General features: G+C 71.9%; 27 protein-coding genes and 1 pseudogene. 10 read left to right on the top strand and 18 right to left on the bottom strand.

The genetic code is table 11. The annotated features are described in order from the left end of the window. Nucleotides 1–409: 409 nt before the first annotated feature. From K7957_RS15470 to K7957_RS15455, 4 genes are all read right to left on the bottom strand, one after another. Nucleotides 410–1660, bottom strand: coding sequence for an arsenic transporter (locus K7957_RS15470; RefSeq protein WP_223012914.1), 1251 nt, complete (start codon nt 1658–1660; stop codon nt 410–412). Then, nucleotides 1657–2781, bottom strand: a complete 1125-nt coding sequence (locus K7957_RS15465; protein ID WP_223012912.1) for a metallophosphoesterase family protein — start codon at nt 2779–2781, stop codon at nt 1657–1659. Before K7957_RS15465 ends, K7957_RS15470 begins: the two co-directional genes overlap by 4 nt. Continuing rightward, nucleotides 2778–4058, bottom strand: coding sequence for an MFS transporter (locus K7957_RS15460; RefSeq protein ID WP_223012910.1), 1281 nt, complete (start codon nt 4056–4058; stop codon nt 2778–2780). Before K7957_RS15460 ends, K7957_RS15465 begins: the two co-directional genes overlap by 4 nt. Before the next feature lie 90 nt (nt 4059–4148). Then, complete coding sequence (locus tag K7957_RS15455) at nt 4149–4763, bottom strand: S24 family peptidase (protein WP_223012908.1); 615 nt, start codon at nt 4761–4763, stop codon at nt 4149–4151. 86 nt (nt 4764–4849) lie between these two features. On the opposite strand from K7957_RS15455, the gene K7957_RS15450 reads away from it, so the two are divergent. Together K7957_RS15450 and K7957_RS15445 are read left to right on the top strand one after the other, a co-directional pair. After that, nucleotides 4850–5026, top strand: a complete 177-nt coding sequence (locus K7957_RS15450; RefSeq protein ID WP_223012906.1) for a hypothetical protein — start codon at nt 4850–4852, stop codon at nt 5024–5026. After that, the gene (locus K7957_RS15445) at nt 5023–5322 is read left to right on the top strand and encodes a hypothetical protein (protein WP_223012904.1); all 300 of its coding nucleotides are present in this window, start codon (nt 5023–5025) and stop codon (nt 5320–5322) included. Before K7957_RS15450 ends, K7957_RS15445 begins: the two co-directional genes overlap by 4 nt. A 256-nt stretch (nt 5323–5578) precedes the next feature. On the opposite strand, the gene K7957_RS15440 is transcribed toward K7957_RS15445, so the two are convergent. From K7957_RS15440 to K7957_RS15420, 5 genes are all read right to left on the bottom strand, one after another. Next, nucleotides 5579–5887 (bottom strand): hypothetical protein, encoded by a 309-nt coding sequence (locus tag K7957_RS15440; protein WP_223012902.1) that lies wholly within the window; start codon nt 5885–5887, stop codon nt 5579–5581. 59 nt (nt 5888–5946) lie between these two features. Further along, nucleotides 5947–7710 (bottom strand): gamma-glutamyltransferase, encoded by a 1764-nt coding sequence (gene ggt / locus K7957_RS15435; protein ID WP_223012900.1) that lies wholly within the window; start codon nt 7708–7710, stop codon nt 5947–5949. 67 nt (nt 7711–7777) lie between these two features. Then, nucleotides 7778–8080, bottom strand: a complete 303-nt coding sequence (locus tag K7957_RS15430) for a hypothetical protein (RefSeq protein ID WP_223012898.1) — start codon at nt 8078–8080, stop codon at nt 7778–7780. A 153-nt stretch (nt 8081–8233) separates the two neighbouring features. Beyond that, nucleotides 8234–10534 carry a ribonuclease R family protein gene (locus K7957_RS15425; RefSeq protein WP_223012896.1) on the bottom strand — a complete coding sequence of 767 codons (2301 nt, stop codon included), beginning with the start codon at nt 10532–10534 and terminating at the stop codon, nt 8234–8236. 241 nt (nt 10535–10775) lie between these two features. Beyond that, nucleotides 10776–11498 carry a dienelactone hydrolase family protein gene (locus tag K7957_RS15420; RefSeq protein ID WP_223012894.1) on the bottom strand — a complete coding sequence of 241 codons (723 nt, stop codon included), beginning with the start codon at nt 11496–11498 and terminating at the stop codon, nt 10776–10778. Nucleotides 11499–11581: 83 nt separating this feature from the next. Here K7957_RS15420 and K7957_RS20445 point away from each other — a divergent pair, with 83 nt between their 5' ends. From K7957_RS20445 to K7957_RS15405, 3 genes are all read left to right on the top strand, one after another. Further along, on the top strand, nt 11582–12067 hold the full coding sequence (locus K7957_RS20445; RefSeq protein ID WP_343228428.1) for a GNAT family N-acetyltransferase: 486 nt from the start codon (nt 11582–11584) through the stop codon (nt 12065–12067). A 12-nt stretch (nt 12068–12079) separates the two neighbouring features. Next, the gene (gene gpmA / locus K7957_RS15410; RefSeq protein ID WP_223012890.1) at nt 12080–12766 is read left to right on the top strand and encodes a 2,3-diphosphoglycerate-dependent phosphoglycerate mutase; all 687 of its coding nucleotides are present in this window, start codon (nt 12080–12082) and stop codon (nt 12764–12766) included. 145 nt (nt 12767–12911) lie between these two features. Beyond that, complete coding sequence (locus K7957_RS15405) at nt 12912–13277, top strand: hypothetical protein (protein WP_223012887.1); 366 nt, start codon at nt 12912–12914, stop codon at nt 13275–13277. A 76-nt stretch (nt 13278–13353) separates the two neighbouring features. On the opposite strand, the gene K7957_RS20440 is transcribed toward K7957_RS15405, so the two are convergent. The 8 genes and pseudogenes from K7957_RS20440 to K7957_RS15365 form a co-directional block, all read right to left on the bottom strand. Continuing rightward, nucleotides 13354–13680 carry a DUF4996 domain-containing protein gene (locus tag K7957_RS20440; RefSeq protein ID WP_246617131.1) on the bottom strand — a complete coding sequence of 109 codons (327 nt, stop codon included), beginning with the start codon at nt 13678–13680 and terminating at the stop codon, nt 13354–13356. Nucleotides 13681–14209: 529 nt separating this feature from the next. Then, nucleotides 14210–14758, bottom strand: a pseudogene (locus K7957_RS20435) (TonB-dependent receptor plug domain-containing protein); the annotation flags it as partial. A gap of 101 nt (nt 14759–14859) precedes the next feature. Beyond that, on the bottom strand, nt 14860–15561 hold the full coding sequence (locus tag K7957_RS15390) for a PEPxxWA-CTERM sorting domain-containing protein (RefSeq protein ID WP_246617130.1): 702 nt from the start codon (nt 15559–15561) through the stop codon (nt 14860–14862). A 303-nt stretch (nt 15562–15864) separates the two neighbouring features. Next, entirely contained in the window at nt 15865–17172 is a 1308-nt protein-coding gene (locus K7957_RS15385) for a sensor histidine kinase (RefSeq protein WP_223012969.1), read from the bottom strand. Nucleotides 17173–17248: 76 nt separating this feature from the next. Beyond that, nucleotides 17249–17914 carry a response regulator transcription factor gene (locus K7957_RS15380; protein ID WP_183923825.1) on the bottom strand — a complete coding sequence of 222 codons (666 nt, stop codon included), beginning with the start codon at nt 17912–17914 and terminating at the stop codon, nt 17249–17251. 15 nt (nt 17915–17929) lie between these two features. Beyond that, nucleotides 17930–18238 (bottom strand): hypothetical protein, encoded by a 309-nt coding sequence (locus tag K7957_RS15375; RefSeq protein ID WP_246617129.1) that lies wholly within the window; start codon nt 18236–18238, stop codon nt 17930–17932. A 106-nt stretch (nt 18239–18344) separates the two neighbouring features. Beyond that, nucleotides 18345–18731, bottom strand: coding sequence for a response regulator (locus K7957_RS15370; RefSeq protein ID WP_223012881.1), 387 nt, complete (start codon nt 18729–18731; stop codon nt 18345–18347). Next, complete coding sequence (locus K7957_RS15365; protein WP_223012878.1) at nt 18728–20278, bottom strand: sensor histidine kinase; 1551 nt, start codon at nt 20276–20278, stop codon at nt 18728–18730. The genes K7957_RS15370 and K7957_RS15365 overlap by 4 nt, the downstream gene beginning before the upstream one ends. Nucleotides 20279–20814: 536 nt before the next feature. Here K7957_RS15365 and K7957_RS15360 point away from each other — a divergent pair. Both K7957_RS15360 and K7957_RS15355 read left to right on the top strand, forming a co-directional pair. After that, nucleotides 20815–22746 (top strand): ribonucleoside-diphosphate reductase subunit alpha, encoded by a 1932-nt coding sequence (locus tag K7957_RS15360; protein ID WP_223012967.1) that lies wholly within the window; start codon nt 20815–20817, stop codon nt 22744–22746. Between the two features lie 184 nt (nt 22747–22930). Further along, nucleotides 22931–23350, top strand: a complete 420-nt coding sequence (locus K7957_RS15355; protein ID WP_223012876.1) for an endonuclease domain-containing protein — start codon at nt 22931–22933, stop codon at nt 23348–23350. A 77-nt stretch (nt 23351–23427) separates the two neighbouring features. Here K7957_RS15355 and K7957_RS15350 read toward each other — a convergent pair whose 3' ends face one another. Then, complete coding sequence (locus K7957_RS15350; protein ID WP_223012874.1) at nt 23428–23679, bottom strand: DUF2171 domain-containing protein; 252 nt, start codon at nt 23677–23679, stop codon at nt 23428–23430. Nucleotides 23680–23735: 56 nt separating this feature from the next. On the opposite strand from K7957_RS15350, the gene K7957_RS15345 reads away from it, so the two are divergent. The 3 genes from K7957_RS15345 to K7957_RS15335 all read left to right on the top strand — a co-directional run bounded on the left by K7957_RS15345 (nt 23736) and on the right by K7957_RS15335 (nt 26198). Further along, nucleotides 23736–23948: a hypothetical protein gene (locus K7957_RS15345; protein ID WP_183923849.1), complete on the top strand. Its 213-nt coding sequence runs from the start codon at nt 23736–23738 to the stop codon at nt 23946–23948. Between the two features lie 67 nt (nt 23949–24015). Beyond that, nucleotides 24016–25068 (top strand): ribonucleotide-diphosphate reductase subunit beta, encoded by a 1053-nt coding sequence (locus tag K7957_RS15340; RefSeq protein WP_223012872.1) that lies wholly within the window; start codon nt 24016–24018, stop codon nt 25066–25068. Between the two features lie 233 nt (nt 25069–25301). Next, nucleotides 25302–26198, top strand: coding sequence for an alpha/beta fold hydrolase (locus K7957_RS15335; RefSeq protein ID WP_223012871.1), 897 nt, complete (start codon nt 25302–25304; stop codon nt 26196–26198). Nucleotides 26199–26212: the final 14 nt, after the last annotated feature.

The raw sequence follows: 26212 nt of genomic DNA, 5'->3' as shown, positions 1-26212 counted from the left end.
GCCGCGCAGCGGCGTGGTGGAGGGGGCTCGCCGCGAAGCACAGCGCCTGTGGCAGCCCCCCTCCACCAGCCTGCGGCTGTCGTGCAGGTGGAATTGCCCCCGGCAATCCCAGCCATGTCCGGGTGACATGGCGACCTGCTCGGGGCGGGGGGGGGGGGGCCGGGGGGGGGGGGGGGGGGGGGGGGGGGGGGGGCCGCCCCGAGGCCCTCCCCTTCTGGAACCGTTGCGTGATCGTGATCGCGCCCTCTGCTCCATCGTCATTCCCGCCCTGAGCCGGGATCCATGGTTCCACAAGAGCGATGGCGGAGGCGTTCGCGGCACGATGGATCCCGGCTCGGGGCCGGGGTGACGGAAGGTTCGCGACTAACCCCCGCGGCGTCGGCGCTACCAGGCGGGTCGGCGCCTTCCCCTACCCGATCAGCAGCCGCGCGCCGAGCGCCGCGGCCAGCGCCGGGATCATCGTCACCGCCCCCACCTTGAGGAAGCGCCAGAAGCCGACGTCCTCGCCCTCGCGCCGGATCGCCTGCAGCCATAGGATCGTCGCCAGGCTGCCCGTGATCGAGAGATTGGGGCCGAGGTCGACGCCGATCAGCAGCGCGTCCACCACCAGCCGCGGCGGATGCGCCTGCGCCACCGCGGTGCTCGCGACCAGCCCGGCGGGCAGGTTGTTCATCAGGTTGGAGCCGAACGCCAGCACCGTCCCCGCCACCGCGGCGCCGCGCACCGGGTCGGCCGCGGTGGTGCGCAGCGCCGCGGCGACCTGCGCGATCACGCCGGTGCGGTCGAGCGCCTCGACCAGCACGAACAGCCCCGCCACCAGCGGCAGGACGCTCCACGACACCTGCCGCGCCAGCCCGAGCGGCGAGCGCCGCGCCAGCGCGCACACCAGAAGCGTCGTCGCCGCGCCGGCGGCGCAGGTCGGCAGGCCGAGCGGCAGGTCGCGCGCCGACATCACCAGGAGCAGCCCCGCGGTCGCCGCGATCCCCCCGAGCGCGGCGCGACCGCCCGCGGACAGCGTCGTCGGCGCGACGTCGGTGGCGCAGTTCCCGGTCAGCCGCGCCCGCTCGGCCCAGCGCAGCGCGACGAAGGTCACGCCGATCGCCGCGATCGAGGGCAGCGCGAACGAACCGAACCACTCGCCCAGTGGCGGCATCTTGCCGCCGTACAGGACGAGGTTGGCGGGGTTGGAGATCGGCAGCACGAAGCTGGCGGCGTTGGCGATCAGCGCGCAGGCGAACAGCAGCGGCAGCGGGTCCGCCTTGGCCTTGCGCGCGGCGGCATAGACCGCCGGGGTCAGCACCACCGCGGTGGCATCGTTCGACAGGAAGGTGGTGGTGACGATCCCGGTGGCATAGACCAGCGCGAACAGCCGCCGCGGCGAGCCGCGCGCGCGCACCGCCGCGGCGGCCGCGACCCAGTCGAACAGGCCCTGCTCGCGCGCGGTCTCGCTCAGCAGCATCATGCCGATGAGGAACAGGTAGACGTCGCCGCCCTTCGCCACCGCGCCCAGCGCGGCGTGCCAGGGCATCAGCCCGAGCAGCAGCAGCAGCGCGGCGCCCGCGACCGCCCAGATCGCCTCGGGCCAGCGGAACGGGCGCGCGATCACCGCCGCGGTGGCGGCGGCGCAGATCGTCCAGGTCGCCCCGGTGCCGAGGATCACCAGGGCCCGCCGTTGGCGTTGGGACCGAGCCGCGTGCCGAACAGGTGGCGCGACTCCCACGCGCCGATCGAGTGGACGGCGTTGCCGGGCGCGACGATCCGGCCGCGCTTGGGCGCGTCCCTGCGCTCGCGCACCAGGACCTCGATCGTGTCGCTGGCGGTGCCGCTCCTCACTTCGAGGCGGTGGAGCCCCGCGCACGGCACCTCCACCGTCGCGCGCCAGGTGGCGGCATGTCCGGCGAACGCCACCATCGGCCACGCCTGCTCGCCGAGCCGCACGGTCGGCGCGGCGGCGCCCTGCCCCAGCACGCGCGCGGCCACTTCCACGAGACCCGGCGCAGGAACGTGGCAGGGGTGATAGGGCCGGGTCACCAGCCGCACGTCGGCGGGGGACAGGATCTGGACGTGCGGCCAGGCGGCGTTGAGCGGGCGGAAGGTCCAGCTCGGCACGCCGTGATGGACGCTCACCACCGAATAGCCGGGCGTGCCGCGCGCCTCCTCGATCTGCGCGCTCGAACGAGTCGCGCCGTAGACGGTGCGGCCGTCGTTGAGCAGCTCGTTGTAATGGGTGTGGCCGGTGTCGACGAAGGCGACCCCCGCGTCGGCGAACAGGGTCGCCAGCGACTCGCCGCCGTCGGCGAGGTCGGAGGGGAAAGCGTGCATGAACACCAAGGGCGTGAGCGCCGCGTCGTCGTCGCTCTCGGCGAGCGCGCGCGCCAGGCGGTCGCGCTGGCCCGCGCCGAGCCGGAAGTCGGGGCCGCCCGCGCCGGCGCTGACGATGTCCAGGAAGAGGCAGCGATGCCCCGCGATGACTCGGCTGAACGGGCGCCAGTCCGGCGGCGTGCCGGCGCGATAGGCCGCCAGCGTGCCGTCCTCGAAGTCATGGTCGCCGGGGATCGTCAGCACCGGCAGGCGGTTGCGCGCGAGCGCGGTGCGGATGACTCGATATTGCTCAGGAGTCGCATGGTTGGCGTTGTCGCCCGGCAGGAACAGGAAGTCGATTCCCTCGGGCGCCGCGGCGAGCTGCCGGACGACCCGTTTCAGCCGGCGCGGCCCCTCCCACCGATCTGCGGCGTCGGCGTGGAGGTCGCCGACATGCACCCAGGTGACGCTCCCGGTCACGCCGCCTGCTCCTTCCGCGCGCCGGCGCAGGCGGGGCGCAGCACCGCGGCGAAGCCGAGCCACAGCGCCAGGCTGGCGAGCGCGAAGCTGCCGAGGACGTAGAAGGCGACGCGATAGCCCAGCGCCTGCGCCAGCCACCCGCCGATCGCCGGGCTGAGCGAGGCGCCGACACCCTGCACCGTCATCACCGCCCCCTGCCCGACGTTGACCCGCCCGGTGCCGTCGAGCAGGCAGGCGACCAGCCCCGGCACCGCGACGCTCTGCAGCCCGGCGCCGACGCCGTCGAGCGCCTGCACCGGCCAGACGCCCCAATGCTCGATGAAGCTGCCCGCGAGCGCGCCGCGCAGCGGCAGCGCGGCGAAGGAGATCAGCAGCACCAGCCAATAGCCGCGCCCCGCCGCCATCCGCATCGCCAGCAGCGAGGTGATCACCATCACGCCCTGCGCCACCATCACCGTGGTCGCGGTGAACAGCGCCGGGTTGCCCTTGCCCGCGCCCACCACCGCCAGGCCGTAGAGCGGCAGCATCGCGCCGTTGCCGAGGTGGAAACAGGCCAGCGCCGCCGCGAGGATCAGCATCGGGCGGTTCTCGAGCAAGGCGCGGAAGCCTTGCGCCGCACCGGCGGTCTCACCACCAGCGTGCTCCGTCTCCAGCCCGCGCGCGGCGTCATGGTCGATCGCGCGCTCGGGGATGCTCAGCACGCACAGGATCGCGAGCACGCCGAACGCCGCGGCGAGGTAGAAGATCGCGGGCATCCCGAACTGCCAGCCGAGCCAGCCCGACAGGCCCGCGCCCACCATGTTGCCCGCGTGGTTCCAGGCCTGGTTGCGCCCGTTCTGCGCGTTGAAGCCGCGCTGCCGGACGATGCCGAGCGTCATCCCCGTCACCGCCGGCCCGATCGCTGCGCCCGCGATCGCGGTGGCGACCTGGCTCACCGTGACCACCCAGGCCGACTGCGACAGCAGGATCAGGAACGAGGCCATCACCGTGCAGATGCCGGTGACGATCACGATCAGCCGCTTCTTCTCGGTGGCATCGATCATCGCGCCGGCGGGCACCGTCATCACCATGCCGGCGACCCCGCCGACCGTCATCACCGTGCCGATCGGGCCCGCGGTCCAGCCGCGCTGCTGCAGGAACACGCCGAGGAACGGCCCGATGCCGGCCTGCATGTCCGCCATGAAGAAGTTGAGCGCCTGGAGCGCGCCGGTCGCGCGCGAGCGATCGGCGTCACGGCCTCGCCCCGCCCCGGGTATCTCGCCTGCTGCCGTCGCCATCGCCGCCTCCGGATCGTGCGGCCCCTAACCCAGCAATCGTTTGAAATATCCGGGACGGAACTAATTTATATCAGGGTCGGCCGGCCGACCTCACAGCGAGCGCGTGAGCAGCCGCGCGCGGCCGACGACGACGAGCGCGCGCGCTGCGACCCGCAGCGTGGGCCAGTCGGGATTGTCGCTGTGGACCGCGATCGTCGCGCCCTCGGGGATCAGCCGCTTGACCGCCAGCTCCTCGTCGCGGCGAACGACGTAGATCGCGCCGCCCGCGGCGGGCCGCCGGTCGGCGGTGTCGACCAGCAGCCGGTCGCCGTCGCAGATTGTCGGCGCCATCGACTCGCCCGCCACCGTGATCAGCGAGGCCGCCGCGGGCGCGATCCCGGCGGCGCGCAGCAGCGCGCGCGGCACCGGCTCGGCGCGGAGCAGGCGCTCCTCCGCCACCCGGCCGTGCCCCGCCGCGGCGCGCACCGCGAGCCATGGCACCGCGACATCCTCCTCGCGCGGCGCGGCGCCCAGCACCGCTTCGTCGAGCGCGAGGAAGTCGGCGAGCAGCCGGCGCTCGTGCTCGGGCAGGCGTCGCGGCGAGCCGCGCAGCACGAACTGGCTGAGATAGGCCTGATTGCGCCCGATCATCCGCGACAGCGCGGAGAGCGCCACGCCGCGCTCGGCGGCGGCACGCGTGAGCGCCTGCTGCGGGGTCTCGGCCATGCGCGACCCTAGCCTGAGGATTTTTCCTCGACAAGTTGGAAAAGTGAGAACAGATGAAGAACAGGTGAGTCGAGGGAGATGTATCGATGAGTCTGTTGGTGGAGATCGAGCGCTATCTGCGCCGGACCGGCATCGCGCCGACGACGTTCGGGCGGCGGACGGTCAACGACCCGCGGCTGGTCCATGACCTGCGCGGCGGTCGCGTGCCGGGCGAGCGGATGCGGCGGCGGATCGAGGCCGTGCTGCGCGCGGGTGCGCGGTGAGCGCGGGGCGGCTGCAGCGCGCGCTGGCGCGCTCCGCGGCGCGCGCGGGCGCGACGGTGGCGATCGAGCGCCACCGCGCGGTGGCGTGGCACAGCGCCACCTTCAGCGGCGACCGGCACGAGCTGGTGCTGGCGGGGCGGAGCGACCCGCGGCTCGACGCCTGGCTCGACTCGCTCGGCGCCGAGTCGCTCTTCCTGCCGGGGCACGTACTGGCGGAGCTGCGCGTGGTGACGCGCGCGCGCGACGCCGGGGCGACGCACGCGCGGCTGGAGGGGGTGACGGTGGTGGCGGGGTGAGTGCGCGAGCCGACACACGAGTTGGCACGAGACGTCAGGCGGTAAGCGCCTTCACGCGGACGACGCCTTCTCGCGTCCCGCGGTATCGTCGCATACCTCCAGTCATCCCGGCCTTGAGCCGGGATCCATGGCTGCACAAGAGCATCGGCTTGCGCGTTCGCGGCACGATGGATCCCGGCTCAAGGCCGGGATGACGACGGTGGGACACTCTCACAATGATGAGACGATCCCCTTACCGAGAAGGACCAGGTCCCCTTCACGCCACCAGGCGGCGCAGCCGCTGCAGCGTCTCGTCGAGCAGCAGCGGCTCCAGCGCCATCGCGCGCGGCGCGGGCGCCGCCCCGGGCACGGCGCGCGCGAACGCCGCCGGGTCGAACAGGCGCAGCGGCAGGTCGAGGTCGCTCGGCAGCGGTCGCTCGGGCGGCGGCATCAGCCACGCCGGCACGGCCTCCGCCACGCCGCGTTCGTCGCGGCGTCGCAGCCGGCGCCACGCGCCCGCCAGACCAGAGAGCGGGACCGCGGCGAGAGGAGCGGCGGCGGAGCGGGTGAGGACATCGGCGACCATGCGACTCACTCTAGCGGCGCAGTGGTGAGTCGATGGTTAACACGCCGGAAGGGGACCTCTCACCGCGCCGGTGCCAGCGCCACCTTGCCCTCGCGCCGCGGGTCGTAGCCGCCGTCGAGCCGCCCGTCGCGGACGATCACGCCGTGCAGCCCCGAGTCCTCGCCCTGCCCCGGCCGCACCGTCACGCCGCGCGCGGCGAGGCCGTCGCGCACCGCGGGCGTGAACTTGTCCGCCTCGCCCTGGAACGAGTCGCCGCGCGCGATCAGGTTGGGCAGCGCGAGCGCCTGCTGCATCGTCAGCCCCCAGTCGACCGCGCCGACCACCGCCTTGCCGACATAGGCCAGGATCGCGTTGCCCCCCGCCGAGCCGACCGCGCCGGCGAAATGGCGCCGACGGTCGAGCAGGATCAGCGGCGTCATCGACGAGCGCGGGCGCTTGCCCGCCGCCACCGCGTTGGCCGCGGCGCGGCCTTCGGCGTCGCGCGGGCTGAACGAGAAGTCGGTCATCTGGTTGTTGAGGAAGAAGCCGTCGACCATCCGCCCCGAGCCGAAGATCGATTCCACCGTCGTGGTCATCGACACGACGTTGCCGCGCGCGTCGCCGACGACGAAGTGCGAGGTGCCGGTGGGCTCGAGCGTGCGGTCCAGGCCGCGCGCCGCCCCGCCCTCGGGCGCGCCGGGCGCGGGCGCGGCGCCGGCGCGCTCCCCGATCAGCCGCGCGCGACGGTCGAGATAAGCCGGCGCGAGCAGCCCCGCGACGGGCACGTCGACGAAGGCGGGGTCGCCGACGTAGCGGTCGCGGTCGGCGTACATCAGCCGGCTCGCCTCGGCGAAGAGGAACCAGCCGCGCGGGTCGTCCGCGCCGTAGCGGGCGACGTCGGTGCGCTCGAGCAGGCCGAGCAGCTCGAGCAGCCCGACCCCGCTGGCGGGCGGCGGCGGCGCGCAGACCAGCAGCACGCGATAGGGCGCGCAGAGCGGCCGGCGCACCGCGGGGCGATAGGCGGCGAGGTCGGCGAGCGTCATGCTCCCCGCGAGCGGCCCCTCGTGGACTCGCGCGACGATGCGGCGCGCGGTCTCGCCGGCGTAGAGCGCGTCCGGCCCCTGCGCGGCGAGCCGCCGGAGGAAGCCGGCATAGGCCGGGTTGCGCAGCCGGTCGCCGGGCCGCAGCAGCCCGCCGCCCGGGCGCGCGAAATAGGCGAGCACGTCGGGCGCGTCCGACTCGGGGAAGCGCCCGCTCGCCAGGAAGCGGCCGAGCCGCGGCGAGACCAGGAAGCCGTCGCGCGCGGTGCGCTCGGCGTCGCCGAACAGGTCGCGCCACGGCAAAGCGCCGTGGCGGCGATGCGCCTCGGCGAGCATCTTCACCGCACCGGGCACGCCGGTGGCGCGCCCGCTCAGCACCGCGGTGGCGAAGGGCAGCGGCTTGCCGCCGTCGTCGAGGAACATGTCGGGCGTGGCGCCGGCCGGGGCGGTCTCACGCCCGTCGTAGACGGTCACCTGCGTGCTGGCGGCGTCGTAATAGGTCATGAAGCCGCCGCCGCCCATGCCCGAGCTCTGCGGCTCGACCAGCGACAGCATCGCCTGCACCGCGATCGCGGCGTCCACCGCCGAGCCGCCGCGGCGCAGCACCGCCAGCCCGGCGTCCGCGGCGAGCGGGTTGGCGGCGACGACGAAGAGCTGCGGCTGGGTCGCGGTCGCGGCGGGGGCGGGCGCCGCCGCCGTGGGCCGCGCCGCGTCGCGCGCCGCGGGGGGCGGCGCGCAGCTGCCGAGCAGCGCCGCCAGCGCCAGCGCGACGCTTCTCCCCCACGAGCTCGCGCGCGCTGCCATGGCCGTTCCTTCCGCTATCCGAGAAGGGGCGGATAGCGGCGGGCGGCGGCAGCGTCCACCGCGCGGCTCAGCCGAGCGCGATCGCCCCCGCCGCGGCGAAGCCCGCGAGCGCGAGATAGCCGAGCACGCGCGCCAGCGACTCCTTGCGATAGTCGGCGTAGCGGCGGCGGTGGAGCCAGTAGCGCCCGTCCTCGGTCTTCTCGAGCGCGCCGAACGCGAGCATGCGGTCGAACTCCTCGCCGCCGAGCCGCGTGGCGGGCCGCTCGAACGCGGTCGCGGCGGCGGCCGAGGTCGCGCCCGCCGAGAGGAAATGCCACGCTATCTTCTTGCGCGCCTTCATGATCACCGTCGCGGCGATGGTGCCGGGCATGTCGCGTTCTCCTTCTTTCAATGCCCCCTCCCCTTCAGGGGAGGGTTGGGGTGGGGCGTATCCTCAAGCGCTACGTCCGCGGCGAGGCCCCACCCCCGCCCCCGCCCCTGAAAGGGAGGGGAGTTATGGTCGCGCACCCTCGCGATCGCGGACTCAGCGTTTGCCCTGGTGGCGGATGTTGCCCGGTCTCCCGCGGCGCTTGAGCACGCGCGGCGGGCGGCGCTCGCTCTCTTTCTCACGCGCGCGGCCTCCGCCGCCACCCGCGCCGCCATAGCGGCCCTCGGGCAGCTCGAAGCGCAGCGCGCCCGAGACCGGGTTGGACTCCGCCAGCCGCAACGCCAGCCGCTGCCCCTGCGCATAGGTCTCGCCGCTATGCTCGCCGATCAGCCGGCGCGACGCCTCATCATAGCGGAAATATTCGCCGCCGAGGTCGCGCACCGGCATCAGTCCGTCGCCGCCGACCCCCTCCACCGTGGCGAAGAAGCCGAAGTTGGTCACGCCGGTGATGCGCGCCTCGACCAGCTCGCCGACGCGCTCCGCCAGATAGGCCGCGACGTAGCGGTCGATCGTCTCGCGCTCGGCCTCCATCGCGCGCCGCTCGAGCTGGCTGATCGTCTCGCCGGCGCGCTCGAAATCCTCGTCGCCCGCCAGCCCGCCGGGGCCGAGCGCGTAGGCGCTCACCAGGGCGCGGTGGACCATCAGGTCGGCGTAGCGCCGGATCGGCGAGGTGAAATGCGCGTAGCTGCCCAGCGCCAGCCCGAAATGCCCCTGGTTGAGCGGGGCGTAATAGGCCTGGGTCTGGCTGCGCAGGATCTGCTCCATGATCTCGGGGCGGAACTCGGCGTCACCGACGCGCGCGATGATATGGTTGAACGTGGCCGGGCGGATCACCTGGCCGAGCGCGAAGGCGACCTCGAACGTGGCGAGATAGTCCTTGAGCGCGACCAGTTTCTCGCGCGCGGGCGCCTCGTGGACGCGGTACATCACCGGCGCCTTCTTGGCCTCCAGCGCCTTGGCGGCGGCGACGTTGGCGGCGATCATGTAATCCTCGATCAGCCGATGCGCGTCGAGCCGCTCGCGCGGCGCCACCGACATGATCCGACCCTTCTCGTCGAGCACGACGCGGCGCTCGGGCAGGTCGAGCTCGAGCGGTTCGCGCCGGTCACGCGCCGCGGCGAGCGCGCGCCAGCAGTCCCACAGCGGCGCGAGCGCGGTGTCGACCAGGGCGGGGTCCCAGGAGCGAGGGGCGAATTGATCCCCGGCCGCCAGCGCGTCGATCGCGGCCTGCGCCTCCTCATAGGCGATGTTGGCCGCCAGCCGCACCAGCGCGCGCGAGAAGCGCCAGCTCCTGAGCGAACCGTCCTTGCCGATGCGCAGGTGGCAGGCGAGCGCGGCGCGGTCCTCGCCCGCCTTGAGCGAGCACACGTCGGCGGACAGGATCTCGGGCAGCATCGGCACGACGCGGTCCGGGAAATAGACCGAGTTGCCGCGCGCGCGTGCCTCGCGGTCGAGCGCGCCCTTCGGGCGGACGTAGTAGCTCACGTCCGCGATCGCGACGATCGCCTGCCAGCCGCCAACGTTGGCGGGGTCGTCGTCGGGCGCGGCCCAGACCGCGTCGTCGTGGTCGCGCGCGTCGGCGGGGTCGATCGCGACGATCGGCAGATGGGTGAGGTCCTCGCGCCCCTCGCCGAGCGGCTGCCGTGCGACCCGCGCCGCCTCGTCGAGCGCCTCCTGCGCGAACACGTCGGGGATGCCGAGCCGGTGGATCGCGATCAGCGAGAAGCTGCGCGGCGCGAACGGGTCGCCCAGCCGCTCCACCACGCGCGCGGTGATGCGCGGCGGCCGCCCCGCCTTCTCCGCCAGCACCAGGTCGCCCGCCTCGGCGTCGCCCGCGTCGGACACGGCATATTCGCGCCGCTCCTTCTTCTCCACGCCCTGGAGCCACAGCCGGTCGCCCTCGCGCCGCAGCACGCCGATCAGCTGCTCGGCCGCCGGGGCGAGCACCTTCATCGGATGCGCGGTCCAGCCCTGGCCGGTCTCCTCGGTGCGCGCGAGCAGCCGCTCACCCACGCCGAGCGCGCCGCGCCGGCGCTCGCGCACGCGGATCCGCGGCACGGGCGCGTCGGACTGCCAGTTCTCGGGCACCGCCCAGACGTTCCCGCCCTCGTCGACGTCGGCGACGCGCAGCACGGTGACCTTGGGCAGCCCGCCCATCTTGTGGAAGGCGCGGCCCGGGGCGGAGTCGATCAGCCCCTCGTCGGCCATGTCCTTGAGCAGCGCCTTGAGCGCGATCTTCTGCTGCGCGGAGAGGCCGAAGGCGCGCGCGATCTCGCGCTTGCCCGCGGGCGTGGTGGCTTGGGCGATGAAGTCGAGCACCTGCGCGCGCGTGGGCAGGCCGGGAGGCGGTTTCTTTGGCACGCCGCGGAGATAGGGGTTCGCGGCGGCCGGCGCCATGCGGGAGTGCTGTATCGCAGGTCAGCGCCGGCGGGCGGTGGTGAGACCGGCGCCCTGCCCCGACCCCTGCCGTCATCCTGAACTCGTTTCAGGATCCACCGGCCCGCAGGCGCCGCCGCGCCTGAGTGCGCGGCACCGTGGATCCCGAAACGAGTTCAGGATGACGCGGGGTAAGAGGTCGCGCCAAGTGCAAGGTGGCGCCAGCGAGACGAGGGTGGCGTCCGCACGCTACGCCGCCCCTTCACCCCACGGCTTCTTCCAGGAAATAGCGCATCGCCGCCCAGCTGCGGCGGTCCGCGCGCTCCTCATAGGCGACGCCGGGCACGGTCGAGCCGCGCCGCGCCTCGTCGGTGAAGGCATGGCCGGCGTTGCCATAGGCGTGGATCTGCCAGTCGGCCGCGGCCTCGCTGAGCTCCTGCGCCAGCGCGGTGACCGCCTCGGGCGGGCCGAGCGGGTCGTCCCAGCCGTGACACACCAGCACCTTGGCCGTGATCGGCGCGACGCTGGCATAGTCGGGCCGGTCGTACACGCCGTGGAAGCTCACCACGCCGCGCACGTCGAGCCCGGCGCGCGCCATGTCGAGCACGCACTTGCCGCCGAAACAGAAGCCGATCGCGGCGGTACGCGCGGCGTCCACCTCGGGCTGCGCCGTCAGCGCGGCGAGGCTGGCGGCGAGCCGGTCGCGCAGCAAGTCGCGGTCGGCGTTGAGCTCGTCCATGTAGCGCGCGATGTCGGGGCCGGGCGCGGCGCGGCGGCCTTCGCCGTACAGGTCGCAGGCATAAGCGGCGTAGCCGAGCGCGGCGAGCGCTTCGGCCTTGGCGTTGTCGGCCTCCTTCTGCCCGAGGATGTTGGGGACGACGAGCACGCCGGGGCGCGCGCCCTCGACCGAGTCGTCCCAGGCGAACACGCCGGCGAAACGGCCGCCGGGGCCGTCATGGTGGAGCGGGCGGCGGGTGATCGGCATCGCTGAGTCTCCGGGCGAGCGCGGTTGTCTCGCACGCGGCATGCGCTAGAGCGATGCCGAGCAGGCGACAAGCGGGAGCGAGCGTGGACGGACCGGCCGAGGCGGGGCGCGACTATCGGGTGCGGCGCGGCGACCCGGCCGAGCCAGCGATCGCGGCGCTGCTCGCCGCGCATGTCGCCGACCAGCGCGCGGGCACGCCGGCGGGCTTCTCCTTCGCGCTCGACGCCGCGCGGCTCGCCGCCCCCGATATCGTGCTGTTCGCCGCCTGGGACGGCGACGCGCTCGCCGCGGTGGGCGCGCTCAAGCGGCTCGACGACGGCGCGGGCGAGGTCAAGTCGATGCGCGCCGCGCCGGCCCATCGCGGCCGCGGTGCCGGACGCGCGATCCTGGACGCGATCGTGGCCGCCGCACGCGACGAGGGCCTGTCTCGGCTCTACCTCGAGACCGGCACCACCCCCGCCTATGACGCCGCGCTGGCGCTGTACCGCCGCGCCGGCTTCGCCCCCTGCGCCGCCTTCGCCGACTATCGGCCCAGCCCGCACAACCAATTTCTCGCGCTCGCGCTCTGAAGGAGTAACGCCATGCCCACGCTCGTCCTCATCCGCCACGGCCAGTCGGCCTGGAACCTCGAGAATCGCTTCACCGGCTGGTGGGACGTCGACGTCACCGAGCAGGGTGCCGCCGAGGCGCGTGCCGCGGGCGAGCTGATGGCCGCCAAGGGTCTCGACTTCGACCAGACCTTCACCTCGCTGCAGACGCGCGCGATCAAGACGCTCGACCTCGCGCTTGAGGCGATGGAGCGGCTGTGGCTGCCGGTGGAGAAGGACTGGCGGCTCAACGAGCGCCATTATGGCGGCTTGACCGGGCTCAACAAGGCCGAGACCGCCGCCAGGCACGGCGACGAGCAGGTCCATGTCTGGCGTCGCAGCTTCGACGTGCCGCCGCCGCCGATGGAGGCCGGCAGCGCCTTCGATCTCTCGGGTGACCGCCGCTACGCCGGGATCGACGTGCCCGCGACCGAGAGCCTCAAGGACACGATCGCGCGAGTCCTGCCTTATTGGGAGCGGCGCATCGCGCCGGCGCTGCGCGACGGCCAGCGCGTGCTGATCTCGGCGCACGGCAACTCGCTGCGTGCGCTGGTGAAGCATCTGTCGAACATCCCCGACGACGAGATCACCGGGCTGGAGATCCCGACCGGCCAGCCGATCGTCTACCAGCTCGACGCGCAGCTCGCCGCGACCGACCGTTATTACCTCAGCGAGCGCTGAGCGCGACGCCCTGTCGGTGAGATAAGCGCCGTCGATCGGCGCGGCACGCCCGGCGCCCGCTATGATGAGGGCGGCGGGCGGACCGTCGCCGGCCCGTGCCCGGCAGCTGCCCGCCCGATCTTCCTAGGTCGCGAGCAGAGGTGCCATGTCCCGCCTGACGTCCAAGCCCCTGGTGATCCGGCTGGCGCTGCTGATCGCCGCCCTGCTGGTGCTCGCCGCGCTCGCTTATGGGCTGCGCATCCATGTCGTCGGCGACCCGCCGGCGCGCGACCTCGCGATCGTCGACGGGACCGCCGCCGCCGCGCCGAGACCGGCGCCGGGGCCGACCCCGGTCCTCGTCACCGCCGCGGCCGTCAGCGACCCGAACGCGGCGACGCGCGGGGGCACGACGGCGCGCGAGCGCGAGCGCCTGGCTCGCTCCCCCGTATCGGCAACCGCCCTGCCCTGCGCCATAGCGACACCGCGCAGCCCGACTGGCCCGGCTCTCGACGATGTTGCGGCACAGACCTGAACCCAGCGGCACGCATCCTGCCCGCGGCGGACCGCGCGGCGGCCTGTCGCCACGATCCCTTGAGCGGAGCGCGCGCTCAGTGCAGCGTCGCGCGGTAGCGGAGCAGCGCCTCGGGCTCGTCGGTCTGGATGATGCTGACGCCGTCGCGGTACATCCGCCCCCACACCGCGTCGGGATCACGCGGCGCGTCGCGGTCGCCGCGGTAGCCGGCGACGAGGCCTTCCAACAGGCTGTTGACCCACAGCCGCACGCCGCACCCGCGCGCCGCCGCGCTCACCTGGGCGAGCTGCGTCGGGCTCAGCCGCGGCAGCTCGGCGCCGAGCGGATGCGCCGGGGACGCACATTGGCGGCGCAGCAGCGCGGCGAGATCGGCGCGCTTCCCCGGGTTGAGCAGGATCGGCATATAACCGAGGCCGGCGAAGGTCGGCTCGGCCGCCATGGCCGGCGTCTCGGTGCCCACCTCGCTCTTGAGGATGATCGCGCGCTCCATCCCGGCGCGGCGCACCGCGGCGGCGACCTCGGCGTAGATGCTCGCCTTGACGTCGAGGTTGAGCATGATCCGCCCGCGCGCCAGCGCCAGCGCCAGCGTACCAATATTTGTCCTGCTGCGGCACCGCGAAGCCAATGCCGAGCGCGCTGCCGCTAAGCAGCTCTCCGGCGTCGTCGTAGAAGCCGTAGTGGACCGTGTCGGTGGTCATGTGCGTCTCGGTGAAGCTCGCCAGCGACTGGTAGTTGGCCGAGAGCGTCGCGCCGAACTGATGCGCCGCGCCGAGGGTGGTGCTGGCGGTGGCGATGACGGGGGCGCCGGGATCAGGCTGGTCGCGCGGCTTGCCATTGTCGCTGACGTGGCCCAGCGACCTCTCGGCGGTGAGGAACGTGGCGCCGCCGTGCTCGAAGGCCGAGCGCGTGCGCAGGTTGACCGCGCCGCCCGTGGCGTTGGGATCGAGGTCGGGGGTGAAGGTCTTCACCACCTGGATCTCGCCCACCATCGAGGAGGGCAGGATGTCGAGCCGCGTGCCGCGCGTGATCGAGCCCAGCGTGCCGTTGGGCGTGCCGGGCGAGGCGATCGTCAGCCCGTCGATCGTGACGTTGTTGTAGCTCGGTCCGAGCCCGCGCAGCACCGGCGTCGCGGCCTCGTCGCGCGGATGCTCGTTATCAGTCGCCGGCAGCACCGAGAGGCCGGGGATACGCCGCAGCGCCTCGACGATCGTGGCGTCGGGCAGCGCGCGCACGTCGGTGGCGCTGACCACGTCGACGATGTTGGTGGCGCTGCGCTTGGCCGCGATCGCGGCGGCGTTGGCGCGGCGGATGCCGGTGACGACGACTTCCTTGCCGGCGGCGTCGTCCGGCGCGCCCGTGATGCCACCGGTCGCGCCCGCCGCGCCCGCGACTGGCGCGTCGACCTGCGCCAGCGCCGGCGCGGCGGCGACCGCGGCGGCGGTCGCCGATAGCCGCGCGATCGCGGCAGCCTGTCTCGTCATGTCCCCTGTTCCCCTGACCCGTCGCGCCCTCGTCGGAGAGGGTCGCCGCGGGCGGGGTGTCGCCGGGACGTTGCGCGATCGTTACGACCCACCGTTCCGGGTCAGGCGGCCGCGGGGGCCGCCATGGCACGGCGTCGGCGCAGCGCGATCCCCGCGAGCGCGAAGCCGAGGATCATCGTCAGCCAGGTCGCCGGCTCGGGCACCGCGGTGCGGGCGACGATGCCGCCGGCATAGTCGAGCACGCTGATCCCGTCGGTGGTGCCGGCGCCGTAGCTGACACCCTGGCCCATGTCGCCGTTGCTCCAGAAGTTGATCGCCTTGCCGCTGCTGGTGGTGAAGACCAGCCCGTAGATGTCGAGGAAGCCGCCGCCGAACGGGTAATCGGTCGCGGTCGGCGGCGAGCCGCCGGGGTAGAAGAGGTTGTCGTAGGAGAAGCCGGGCGCGACCCCGTCCGGTCCTTGGACTCCGTTCTTGACGACGTAATGGCCGAAGCTCGCGGGGGCGAGCAGGTTGCCCGGGGTCGGCTTGCCCGGGTTGCTCGGCACCACGCCGGTGATCATGGTGGTCAGGTCGATGTTGCTGTTGCGCAGCGTCCCGCTCGCGCCGGTGACGATATAGGAGCCGACCGGGTCGTAGCGGTTGGGCGAGGTGCCGATCGGCCCGGTGTTGGGGTTGGCCTCATAGGTGAGCGAGACGGTGCCGCTGAGCCCGCCCCCGCTGAGATCGAACACATAGCTCGCCGCGCTCGCCGGCGCGCTCATCGTCACGGCCGCCGCGGCGGCGATCACTGCCCATGACCTCATCGCTTTTCCCCTCCGAGACTCGCGCCGTCGGGTCGCCGCGGCGCCGGCGTGGGGCATACGCGAGAAGATAGTTGAGAGATTGTACGTTCGCGCCGGCCGAGCGGCGGGTTAGATCGTCGCGCTTCACCGCCCCCTTATCGTCACCCCGGACTTGGTCCGGGATCCACCGTGCCGCTCACGAATCAGACGTTGTTCTCGCGGACGGCTGCATCCCGGATCAAGTCGGGTGACGAAAAGAGGCGGATGGCCACCACGCGCCTCTGGCTCCAGCCCGTGAGGCGAACCGGCGCGTCCCCTTCCCGCTCAGCTCGCCATCGGCAGCCGCAGCCGCACCAGCAGCCCGCCGAGATCCTCGCTCTCCTCCAGCGCCACGGTGCCGTCGTAGATCTCGGCGACATCGCGCACGATCGCGAGGCCGAGGCCGGTGCCGGGCTTGCCAGTGTCGAGCCGCACGCCGCGGTCGAAGATGCGGACCCGGTCTTCCTCGGGGATGCCGAGCCCGTCGTCCTCCACCACCACCTCGACGAAGCCGGCCTGCGCGCCGACCGTGACGAAGACGCTGCCGCCGCCGTATTTGGCCGCGTTCTCGACGAGGTTGCCCATGATCTCGTCGAGGTCCTGGCGCTCGATATGCGCCACCAGATCCCTGGGGCCGGTCATGTCGATGCGGACGTGGGGGTAGAGCCGCTGCACCGCGCGCTCGACCGACTCGACGCTGGGCCACACCGCGGCGCGGCTGTGCGCGGAGCCGCGCCGGCCCACGGCGCGCGCGCGCGCGAGGTGATGGTCGACCTGGCGCCGCATCGTCCGCGCCTCGCGGATCACGGTCACGGCGAGGTCGTCCGACTGGGCGGTGGCGGCGTTCATGATCACGGTCAGCGGTGTCTTGAGCGCGTGCGCCAGGTTGCCGGCGTGGCGCCGCGCCTCCTCCGCCTGAGTCTCGTTGTGCGCCACCAAAGCGTTGAGCTCCTCCACCATCGGCAGCAGCTCGAGCGGCATCTTGCCGCTGATCCGGCTCGATTTGCCCGCGCGCATCTTGGCGATCTCGATGCGCAGGCGGCGCAGCGGCAGCAGCCCGTAGAAGGTCTGCAGCGCCGCCAGGATCACCAGGCCGACGCCGAGCAGCACGAAGCTGCGCACCAGCGTGCGGCGCAGGATCGCGATCTGCGCGTTCAGCGACTCGCGGCTCGACGCCACCTGGAAGCGCCAGCGCACCTTGGAGCCGGGCAGCGTCACGTCGCGCTCGACGATGCGCAGCTCCTCGTCGGGGAACTGGTGGCTGTCGTAGCGGTGGACGGCGCGATCGTTGTGCGGCCCGCCGTAGGCGAGCTGACGGTCCCACAGCGAGCGCGAGGGGAACACCTCGTGACCGGGCGCGGACACCTGCCAGTAGAGCCCCGAATAGGGCTCGACGAAATGCGGGTCGGGCGGCTCGCGATTGAACGTCACCTCGCCGGACGTGTCCATCTCCGCGGAGACGAGCAGCGACTGCAGCACATATTCGAGCTGGTCGTCGGCGTTGCTGGTCACCGCGTCGGTGAGGACCTTGTCGAGCGCGAAGCCGCCGCCGACCAGCAGCGCCGAGATCCACAGCGCCGCGATCAGGATCATGCGCCGCGTGATCGAGCCGCTCGCGCGCGGTTCCTCGAGCGGCGCGTCGACGGCGGGGTCGGCCGCGGTCACGCGATCACGCGTCCGGATCGTCCAGGCTGTAGCCGAGGCCGCGGATCGTGGTGATCACGTCCTGCCCCAGCTTCTTGCGGATGCGCGTGACGAACACCTCGATCGTGTTCGAGTCGCGGTCGAAGTCCTGGTCGTAGATATGCTCGATCAGCTCGGTGCGGCTCACCACCTTGCCCTTGTGGTGGAGCAGGTAGCTCAGCAGCTTATATTCCTGCGCGGTGAGCTTCACCGGCTCGCCGTTGCGCGTCACCTTGCCCGAGCGCGTGTCGAGCCGCACGTCGCCCGCGGTCAGCTCGGACGAGGCGTTGCCCGAGGCACGGCGGATCAGCGCGCGCAGCCGGGCGATCAGCTCCTCGGTCTGGAACGGCTTGGCGACATAATCGTCGGCGCCGGCGTCGAGCCCGGCGACCTTGTCGGACCAGCTGTCGCGCGCGGTGAGCACCAGCACCGGGGTGACGCGCCCCTCCTTGCGCCAGCGGTCGAGCACGGTCAGGCCGTCGATCTCGGGCAGGCCGAGGTCGAGCACGATCGCGTCGTAATTCTCGGTCGAGCCGAGGAAATGCCCCTCCTCTCCGTCGGTGGCGAGATCGATGGCATAGCCCGCGCCCTCCAGCGTGGACTTGAGCTGCTGGCCGAGGTTCGGCTCGTCCTCGACGATGAGCACGCGCATTACTGTTCTTCCCCCTCAGTTGCCGGTACGGCCGATGACTTGCCCGGAACGGCCGTCGACGTCGACCCAGATGACGTTGCCGTCGCGCAGGAACTTGAGCGTATAGACGCCGCTGGGCATCTCCAGGTCGACCCCGATATATTGCGCGCCCTTCATGGTGGGCAACACGCGGCGCTCGATCTCGGGCAGCGGCAGGATCTTGCCCGCGCGTCGCGCCTGAAGCGCCACTGCCCCCTCGCGCACCTGGTCGGGCGCGGCCGCGGCCGGCGCGGCGGGCACGGCGAGCCCGGCGGGGAGCAGGAGCGGGAGCAGGCGGCGGTGCATTCTCACTCGTGCTCGCATAGGGAGAGGGGCTTGAACAGCCTGTGAATGGCCGGGGTGCGGCGCAGCAACCCGTTGCGCGGCCGCGATGTTCCGCGCTTGCCGGGGCTCAGTCGCGCAGCAGTTCGCCGAGCCGCTGGGTCAGCTGCGCCAGCGTCACCGGCTTCTGCAGCCGCGCGACGTCGCGATAGGTCGGCGGGATCGTGGCGGTGTCATAGCCGCTGAGGAAGACCACGGGCACGCCGCGCGCCAGCAGCGCGTCGGCGAGCGGGAAGCTGAGCTCGCCGCGCAGGTTGATGTCGAGCAGCGCGGCGTCGGGCATCGCCTCGCCCGCGGCATGCGCGAGCGCCGGGGCGAGGCTGGCGAACAGCGTGACGCTCGCGCCGGCGTCGAGCAGCGCGCGCTCCAGCCGTACCGCGACGTAGAACTCGTCCTCGCACACCAGCAGCCGCCGCCCCGCCAGCGGGCTCGCCACCGCCCCCGGGTCGCCGCTCATGCCGCTGCGCCGAGCGGTACGTGGAGCCGGCACGTCACCGCTCCCGCGACGATGCGATAGTCACTCGACGCGCCGAGCTGGAACGGCAGCGCGCGCTCGATCAGCTCACGCCCGAAGCCGCGCCGCGAGTCGGTCGCGGTTGCGGGCCAGTCGCCGGTCTCCTCCCAGCCGAGATCGAGCATCGGCTCGCCGCCGGTAACGTTCACCTGCCAGCGGATCGCGACCCGCCCCGCGCCGCGCGCGATCACGCCGTGCTTGCGCGAGTTGGTGGCGAGCTCGTGGATCACCAGCGCCAGCGTCTGCACCATCGTGCTCGGCAGCAGCACGTCGGGCCCGTCGAGCGTGATCAGCGACTCGCGGTCAGCGATCCCCAGCGCGTCGCGCTCGGTCTCGAGCAGGTGGCGCAGCGTCAGCTTCTCGCTCCCCGAGAGCAGCCGCTGCGCGCGCGCCAGCGCCTGTAGCCGATCATGGAAGCTCGCCTCGAACGCGTCGGGCGAGGCCGCCGCCGCCATCGTCTGGAGCGCGATTCCCTCGACGACGGCGAGCAGGTTGCGCGTGCGATGCTGCAGCTCGGCGACCAGCACCGCCTGGCGCGCCTCCAGCGCGCGCAGGTCCTCGACGTCGGTGAAGGTGCCGACCCAGGTCGGCTCGCCGAGCTCGAAGGCGGTCGGCAGCGCGCGGCCCTGGTACCAGCGATAGGTGCCGTCGTGCTGGTGCCAGATGCGGCACTCTACCTCGAAGATGCCGCGCGTCTCGGCGGCGCTCCAGGCCTCCTCGACCGCGACCGCGTCCTCGGGGTGGACCGCGTCGAGCCAGCCGCGGCCGAGGCTCGAATCGGGGTCGCGCCCGGTCACCTCGGTCCATTGCGGGCCCATCCAGCGCCACTGCGCGCCCGGTTCGGCGCACCATACCAGCTGGGGGATGCCCTCGAGCACCAGCCGCAGCTGCCACTCGCTGCGCTCGCGCGCGGCCTGCTCGTCGCGGCGGCGGCGCAGCGCGTCGATCCGCAGCATGCTCGCGGCGACCAGGCTGGCATAGATGCGCAGGAAGGCGAACTCGGCGGAGAAGTCGCGTGGGCAGCGCGTGCTGATGTGGAGCAGGCCGAGCATCGGCGTGCCGGGGCCGTCGCGCAGCGGGATCAGCGCGAGCCCGCGCTGGTCGAAGCTGCGCAGCAGCCCGCGCGACTCCAGCCGCGACTCCTCGCGCACGTCGGGCACGATCACGGGCTCGCCGTCGCGCAGCAGCCGGCTCTCGAGCGACTGCTCGTCGCCCTGCGCGATGATGCTGCCGATCAGCGACGGCGCGATGCCCGCCCCCGCGCGCAGCTCGACCGAGCGGCGATCGACGTTCTGGCGGTACAGCAGCACGATGTCGGCGCCGACCGCGCGGCGGACATAGTCGCAGGCCTCCTGCAACAGTCGGTCAATGTCCTCGGACAGGATGGCGAGCTCGGCGAAGGCGGCGAGCATCTCATGCTGATGGAGCGCGGCGTCGGGCGCGCGGGCAGACGCGGGGAACGCGTCCAGCGGCGATCCGTCAGGAGGCATCGCATTCTTCTCCGCACGCCGCGCCCGCGACCCGGGTCGCGACGTGAACTCGATCGAGCCTGCCGCACAGATCGCAGAACTTATTGGATAAACTTACCGTCGCGCGAGCCGTGCCGAGCCGCCCGACAGCGAGTTGATCCCGTTTCGGGACATAACGCGCGATAGGAGCAAAGGGCGCCCCGGCGCCGGCGCTGTCAAAAAATTTTCGTTCGCCGATCGTTCTCTTGCAATCGCGGGAGGCGGCGAAAGTCCGCGCGTCGCCGCGCGGCGAGGGCATGTCGAGCGCGCTTAGGTCCGCTGCCGGTGCTTTTAGCGGCTTGCCGGACGGGGCGATCTGCCACAATCTGTAGAGGTACGGTCGGCGTATCGACCCCAATGGTAGTAGAAAGCGGCGTTGATCCCCATGTTGGCGGGGAGCGCCGGGGCGGTCGTCGCGGGAGCGATGATCTCTTTTTGTTCTCAACGGGTTCGGCGTCGGCTAGGATCGGGCACTGCCTCGATTCGGTGGGCAAGCCAGGAGCGGGAGCGGCATGGCGATGGATTTCAGGGAAACGGACGGTGCGGCGATGACCACCGAGACGATCGAGACGGTGACCGCGGGCGCGGCGACCGAGGCGCAGCCGAGCGGCGACACGATCGCCCGACACGGCGCGCGCACGCGCCCCTATCCGGTCGAGGTCGACCACGGGCGCGACGCGCTGCTGACCGACTTCGGCAGGGAGACGCTCAAGGACCGCTATCTCCTGCCCGGCGAGAGCTTCCAGGACCTGTTCGTCCGCGTCGCCTCGGCCTATGCCGACGACGCCGCGCACGCGCAGCGGCTGTACGACTACATCTCGAAGCTGTGGTTCATGCCCGCCACCCCGGTTCTGTCGAACGGCGGCACCGGGCGCGGGCTGCCGATCAGCTGCTACCTCAACTCGGTGCCCGACAGCCTCGACGGTATCGTGCAGACCTGGAACGAGAACGTCTGGCTCGCCTCGCGCGGCGGCGGGATCGGCACCTATTGGGGCAACGTCCGCGGCATCGGCGAGCCGGTCGGGCTCAACGGCAAGACCAGCGGCATCATCCCGTTCGTGCGCGTGATGGACTCGCTGACGCTGGCGATCAGCCAGGGCTCGCTGCGGCGCGGCTCGGCCGCCTGCTACCTCGACATCTCGCACCCCGAGATCGAGGAGTTCCTCGAGATCCGCAAACCCTCGGGCGACTTCAACCGCAAGGCGCTCAACCTGCACCACGGCGTGCTGATCCCCGACGCCTTCATGGAGGCGGTGCGCGACGGTGCGCCGTGGCAGCTCAAGAGCCCCAAGGACGGCTCGGTGCGCAACACGGTCGACGCGCGCGCCCTGTTCCAGAAGCTGGTCGAGACCCGGCTGGCCACGGGCGAGCCCTACATCGTCTTCGCGGACCATGTGAACTCGACCATGCCCAAGCATCACCGCGACCTTGGGCTCAAGGTCTCGACCTCGAACCTGTGCAGCGAGATCACGTTGCCGACCGGCCGCGACCATCTCGGCAACGACCGCACCGCGGTGTGCTGCCTCTCCTCGCTCAACCTCGAGACGTGGGACGAGTGGAAGGACGAGAAGGGCTTCGTCGAGGACGTGATGCGCTTCCTCGACAACGTGCTGCAGGACTATATCGACCGGCACGAGCCGGGCATGGAGCGCGCGGCCTATTCGGCGGGGCGCGAGCGCTCGGTCGGGCTGGGCGTGATGGGCTTCCACTCCTTCCTCCAGCAGCGCGGGCTGCCGTTCGAGGGGGCGATGGCGAAGAGCTGGAACCTCAAGATGTTCCGCCAGATCAACGCGCAGGTGAACGAGGCCTCGATGGTGCTCGCGCACGAGCGCGGGCCCTGCCCCGACGCCGCCGACATGGGGGTGATGGAGCGCTTCTCGTGCAAGATGGCGATCGCGCCGACCGCGTCGATCTCGATCATCTGCGGCGGCACCAGCGCGTGCATCGAGCCGATCCCGGCCAACATCTACACGCACAAGACGCTGTCGGGCAGCTTCGCGGTGAAGAACCCGTATCTGGAGAAGCTGCTCACCGAGAAGAGCAAGAACTCGGACGCGGTGTGGAACTCGATCCTCGAGCATGGCGGCTCGGTGCAGCACCTCGATTTCCTCAGCCAGGAGGAGAAGGACTGCTACAAGACGTCGTTCGAGATCGACCAGCGCTGGCTGCTCGAGCTCGCCGGCGACCGCACGCCCTATATCGACCAGGCGCAGTCGCTCAACCTGTTCATCCCGGCGGACGTGGAGAAGTGGGACCTGCTGATGCTCCACTTCCGCGCCTGGGAGCTGGGGATCAAGTCGCTCTATTACCTCCGCTCCAAGTCGGTGCAGCGCGCCGGCTTCGCGGGCGCCGAGGGCCAGGGCGGCGTCGAGGCGGACAACACGCTCGCCAAGCCGCAGTTCTCGCTCGCCGAGAGCACGGACTATGACGAGTGCCTCGCGTGCCAGTGATCCCCCGGATCACTGGCCGCGACGCCGGCACTCTGGCGTGCCAGTGAGGGTGGTGAGAGACTAAGCGACTCTCCCTCACCCTTCCCATCGCCTGAGGCGATGGGCCCCTTCCCTCTCCCGCTGCGAGAGGGAGGGAGGCGCGCAGCGCCGGAAGGGTGAGGGCGACCGCTTCAGGAGAGAAACGATGCGTCTCTACGACGATCGACCGTCCGGCACCGTCGCGCGCGCGCGGCAGCTACGCCGCGGCTCCTCCGCTCCGGAGCGTCGCCTGCTCCGCGCGCTGCGCGCCGCATTTCCGTACGTCAAATGGCGTCACCAGGCGCCGATCGGACCCTTTCTCGCCGACATGCTGTGTCTGTCCCACCATCTGGTCGTCGAGGTCGACGGCGACACCCATGCCGACGCGGTCGGCTATGACGCGCGTCGCGCCGCGGCGATGCGCGAGCTGGGCTACACCACGCTGCGCTTCACCGAGGCCGAGGTGATGGAGAATATCGACGGCGTGCTGGAGCAGGTGTCCTCTTGCCTCGGGGAGCGAGAGGGTGCGGCGCAGCCATCGCAGGATCAGGGTGAGCGCCCCACGAAGAAGGGCGACGCTCGATGACGAGCGTCGCCCTCACCCTCCCACGGCCTGCGGCCGCGGGCCCCGCCCTCTCCCACGAGGGGAGAGGGAAGGTCAGCTCACTCGTCCTCTTCGAACAGGTCCTGCGCGTTCTGCGCGGTCGCCGAGAGGCGCACCGTCTCGCCCTCGACCTCGGCGACGAGGCCGAGCGGCAGGTAATGGTGCTTGGCGCCCTGCCCGTCCTCGGTAGAGGGCGAGTCGTTCTTGGTCAGCTTGATCCGGTCGCCGTCGACGTGGTCGACCGTGCCGACGTGCACGCCGTCCGCACCGATCACCTCGGCATGTTCCTTGATCTGGCTGGCATCGACCATCGTCAGTCTCCTCTGTTCGGTTCCGGAGCGCAACGCGCGGAGCGGGAGATGGTCGCATGCTGAGCACGTTGCCGCTTCAGTCCGCGATCATGTTCGCGGTCGCCGCGGTGTTCGCGCTCGCCGGCGCGTGGCTGCTCGCCGAGCTGCGCCGCCCGCTGCCCGAGGCGCGTGTCTACGCCTATCGCATGGTCGGCGTGATGGCGCTGTCGGGCGGCGTCGTGCTGGCGCTGTCCGCCGCGGCGATGTGGCAGTGGAGTCTCGAGCCGTGACCGACCCGCCCTCCTGATCCGACCCGATCATCCCTATCTTGACCAACAGCGTCCCGGAGCAACCGCCATGTCCCTTCTCGAAGCCCGCAAGCAGTACAAGCCGTTCGAATACCCCTGGGCGTTCGAGTTCTGGAAGCGCCAGCAGCAGCTCCACTGGCTGCCCGAGGAAGTGCCGCTCGGCGAGGACTGCCGCGACTGGGCGCAGAAGCTGACCGACCACGAGCGCAACCTGCTGACTCAGATCTTCCGCTTCTTCACCCAGGCCGACGTCGAGGTGCAGGACTGCTACCACGAGAAATACGGCCGCGTGTTCAAGCCGACCGAGGTCAAGATGATGCTGACCGCGTTCAGCAACATGGAGACGGTGCACATCGCGGCTTACTCGCACCTGCTCGACACGATCGGCATGCCCGAGAGCGAATATGGCGCCTTCCTCGAATATGGCGAGATGAAGGACAAGCATGATTACATGCAGAATTTCGGGGTCGACAACGATCAGGACATCGCGCGCACGCTCGCCATGTTCGGCGGCTTCACCGAGGGCGTGCAGCTCTTCGCCAGCTTCGCGATGCTGATGAACTTCCCGCGCTTCAACAAGATGAAGGGCATGGGCCAGATCGTCAGCTGGTCGGTGCGCGACGAGAGCCTGCACTGCGAGGGCATCATCCGCATGTTCCACGCTTTCTGTGCGGAGCGGCAGTGCCTGACCAAGGCGGTGAAGGACGACATCGCCGACGTGTGCCAGACGACGATCCGGCTGGAGGACAATTTCATCGACCTGGCCTTCGAGATGGGCCCGGTCGAGGGGATGAAGCCCAAGGAGATCAAGAAGTACATCCGCTATATCGCGGACTGGCGGCTCAACCAGCTCGGGCTGAAGCCGATCTACATGATCGACGAGCACCCGCTGCCGTGGCTGACGCCGCTGCTCAACGGCGTCGAGCACGCCAACTTCTTCGAGACGCGCGCGACCGAATATTCGAAGGCGGCGACCAAGGGGCAGTGGAACGACGTGTGGGACTCGTTCGACAAGCGCCAGAAGGCGAAGGTCACGCGCCCGGCCAACGAGGACCCGGGCGAGGCGAGCGGGGACATGTTCGCGGGCGTCGCGGCGGAGTGATCTGACCTCCCCTCCTTCGAAGGCGCCGCGGGTGAACAGCGCCCCACGCTGTTCAGGTCCTCTCCGGGTGAGAGCCGGCCCGCGGCCGGCGGGGGTGGGGCTTCACCGCTGGCGAGACGCTCGCGGAATCGCCCCACCCCGGCTCTCCCCTGAAGGGGAGGGAGCGACGTCATGACTCCTCGGCCGCGTCGTTTGAACCTCCGCCGCCCGGGACAACCGTAGGAGCGGACACCATGACCCCCAGCTGGCACCCCGCCCCCGACAGCGGCATCGCGGTCCGCGCGGTCGCCGCCAACGGCCTCACCTTCGAGGTCGCCGAGGCGGGGAGCGGGGAGCAGCTCGCGCTCTGCCTCCACGGCTTCCCCGAGCTGCACTATAGCTGGCGCCACCAGATGCCGCTGCTCGCCGCGCTCGGCTACCGCGTCTGGGCGCCCAACCAGCGCGGCTACGGCGGCAGCTCGCGTCCCCCCGAGATCGCCGACTATAGCATGGACCAGATCGTCGCCGACGCCGCCGCCTTGTTCGACGCGAGCGGGGCGCGCACCCTGACGCTGATCGCGCACGACTGGGGCGGCGCGATCGCGTGGAACTTCGCGATCAACCAGCTACGCCCGCTCGAGCGGCTGGTAGTGATGAACCTGCCCCACCCCGCCAGCTTCGCCGCGGCGCTGCGCCACGGGCCGCAGCGGCGGCGAAGCTGGTATATGGGCGCGTTCCAGCTCCCCTGGCTGCCCGAGCGCGTCATGGCGCTGGCTGACGCGGCGCTGGTGCGCCGCGCCTTCCGCGGCATGGCGGTGGACAAGGCCCGCTTCCCCGACGAGGTGCTCGACGTCTACGCCGCGGCGGCGCGGCGGCCGGGCGCGCTCAAGGCGATGATCGACTGGTACCGCGCCGCCGCGCGCCACCGCGACCGCATGCGCTTCGGCAACGGCGGTCGGGTCGAGGTGCCGACGCTGATCGTGTGGGGCGAGGAGGACAAGGCGCTCGGGCTGGAGACGCTCGACGGCACCGAGCGCTACGTCGCCGATCTCACCGTACGGCGGCTGCCGGGCGTGTCGCACTGGGTGCAGCAGGAGGCGCCCGAGGCCGTCAACGCGATCCTGCGCGAGTGGCTGCCGCGGGCGGGATGAGCGGCGCGTGCACG

The organism is Sphingomonas yunnanensis (genome assembly GCF_019898765.1).
Classification (GTDB): domain Bacteria; phylum Pseudomonadota; class Alphaproteobacteria; order Sphingomonadales; family Sphingomonadaceae; genus Sphingomonas; species Sphingomonas yunnanensis.
The sequence above is the reverse complement of the archived record's forward strand: the minus strand, read 5'-3'. Positions and strand labels throughout refer to the sequence as shown.

Excerpts from the sequence above, each read along its gene's own strand:
- K7957_RS15385 (WP_223012969.1), bottom strand. The coding sequence starts at position 17,172 with ATGATCCTGATCGCGGCGCTGTGGATCTCGGCGCTGCTGGTCGGCGGC.
- K7957_RS15335 (WP_223012871.1), top strand. The coding sequence starts at position 25,302 with ATGACCCCCAGCTGGCACCCCGCCCCCGACAGCGGCATCGCGGTCCGC.
- K7957_RS15455 (WP_223012908.1), bottom strand. The coding sequence starts at position 4,763 with ATGGCCGAGACCCCGCAGCAGGCGCTCACGCGTGCCGCCGCCGAGCGC.
- K7957_RS15340 (WP_223012872.1), top strand. The coding sequence starts at position 24,016 with ATGTCCCTTCTCGAAGCCCGCAAGCAGTACAAGCCGTTCGAATACCCC.
- K7957_RS15420 (WP_223012894.1), bottom strand. The coding sequence starts at position 11,498 with ATGCCGATCACCCGCCGCCCGCTCCACCATGACGGCCCCGGCGGCCGT.
- K7957_RS15450 (WP_223012906.1), top strand. The coding sequence starts at position 4,850 with ATGAGTCTGTTGGTGGAGATCGAGCGCTATCTGCGCCGGACCGGCATC.
- K7957_RS15460 (WP_223012910.1), bottom strand. The coding sequence starts at position 4,058 with ATGGCGACGGCAGCAGGCGAGATACCCGGGGCGGGGCGAGGCCGTGAC.
- K7957_RS15375 (WP_246617129.1), bottom strand. The coding sequence starts at position 18,238 with ATGCACCGCCGCCTGCTCCCGCTCCTGCTCCCCGCCGGGCTCGCCGTG.
- K7957_RS15425 (WP_223012896.1), bottom strand. The coding sequence starts at position 10,534 with ATGGCGCCGGCCGCCGCGAACCCCTATCTCCGCGGCGTGCCAAAGAAA.
- ggt (WP_223012900.1), bottom strand. The coding sequence starts at position 7,710 with ATGGCAGCGCGCGCGAGCTCGTGGGGGAGAAGCGTCGCGCTGGCGCTG.
- K7957_RS20440 (WP_246617131.1), bottom strand. The coding sequence starts at position 13,680 with ATGCCGATCCTGCTCAACCCGGGGAAGCGCGCCGATCTCGCCGCGCTG.
- K7957_RS15380 (WP_183923825.1), bottom strand. The coding sequence starts at position 17,914 with ATGCGCGTGCTCATCGTCGAGGACGAGCCGAACCTCGGCCAGCAGCTC.
- K7957_RS15430 (WP_223012898.1), bottom strand. The coding sequence starts at position 8,080 with ATGCCCGGCACCATCGCCGCGACGGTGATCATGAAGGCGCGCAAGAAG.
- K7957_RS15350 (WP_223012874.1), bottom strand. The coding sequence starts at position 23,679 with ATGGTCGATGCCAGCCAGATCAAGGAACATGCCGAGGTGATCGGTGCG.
- K7957_RS15370 (WP_223012881.1), bottom strand. The coding sequence starts at position 18,731 with ATGAGCGGCGACCCGGGGGCGGTGGCGAGCCCGCTGGCGGGGCGGCGG.
- K7957_RS15360 (WP_223012967.1), top strand. The coding sequence starts at position 20,815 with ATGGATTTCAGGGAAACGGACGGTGCGGCGATGACCACCGAGACGATC.
- K7957_RS15365 (WP_223012878.1), bottom strand. The coding sequence starts at position 20,278 with ATGCCTCCTGACGGATCGCCGCTGGACGCGTTCCCCGCGTCTGCCCGC.
- K7957_RS15405 (WP_223012887.1), top strand. The coding sequence starts at position 12,912 with ATGTCCCGCCTGACGTCCAAGCCCCTGGTGATCCGGCTGGCGCTGCTG.
- K7957_RS15355 (WP_223012876.1), top strand. The coding sequence starts at position 22,931 with ATGCGTCTCTACGACGATCGACCGTCCGGCACCGTCGCGCGCGCGCGG.
- K7957_RS15440 (WP_223012902.1), bottom strand. The coding sequence starts at position 5,887 with ATGGTCGCCGATGTCCTCACCCGCTCCGCCGCCGCTCCTCTCGCCGCG.
- K7957_RS15390 (WP_246617130.1), bottom strand. The coding sequence starts at position 15,561 with ATGAGGTCATGGGCAGTGATCGCCGCCGCGGCGGCCGTGACGATGAGC.
- gpmA (WP_223012890.1), top strand. The coding sequence starts at position 12,080 with ATGCCCACGCTCGTCCTCATCCGCCACGGCCAGTCGGCCTGGAACCTC.
- K7957_RS15345 (WP_183923849.1), top strand. The coding sequence starts at position 23,736 with ATGCTGAGCACGTTGCCGCTTCAGTCCGCGATCATGTTCGCGGTCGCC.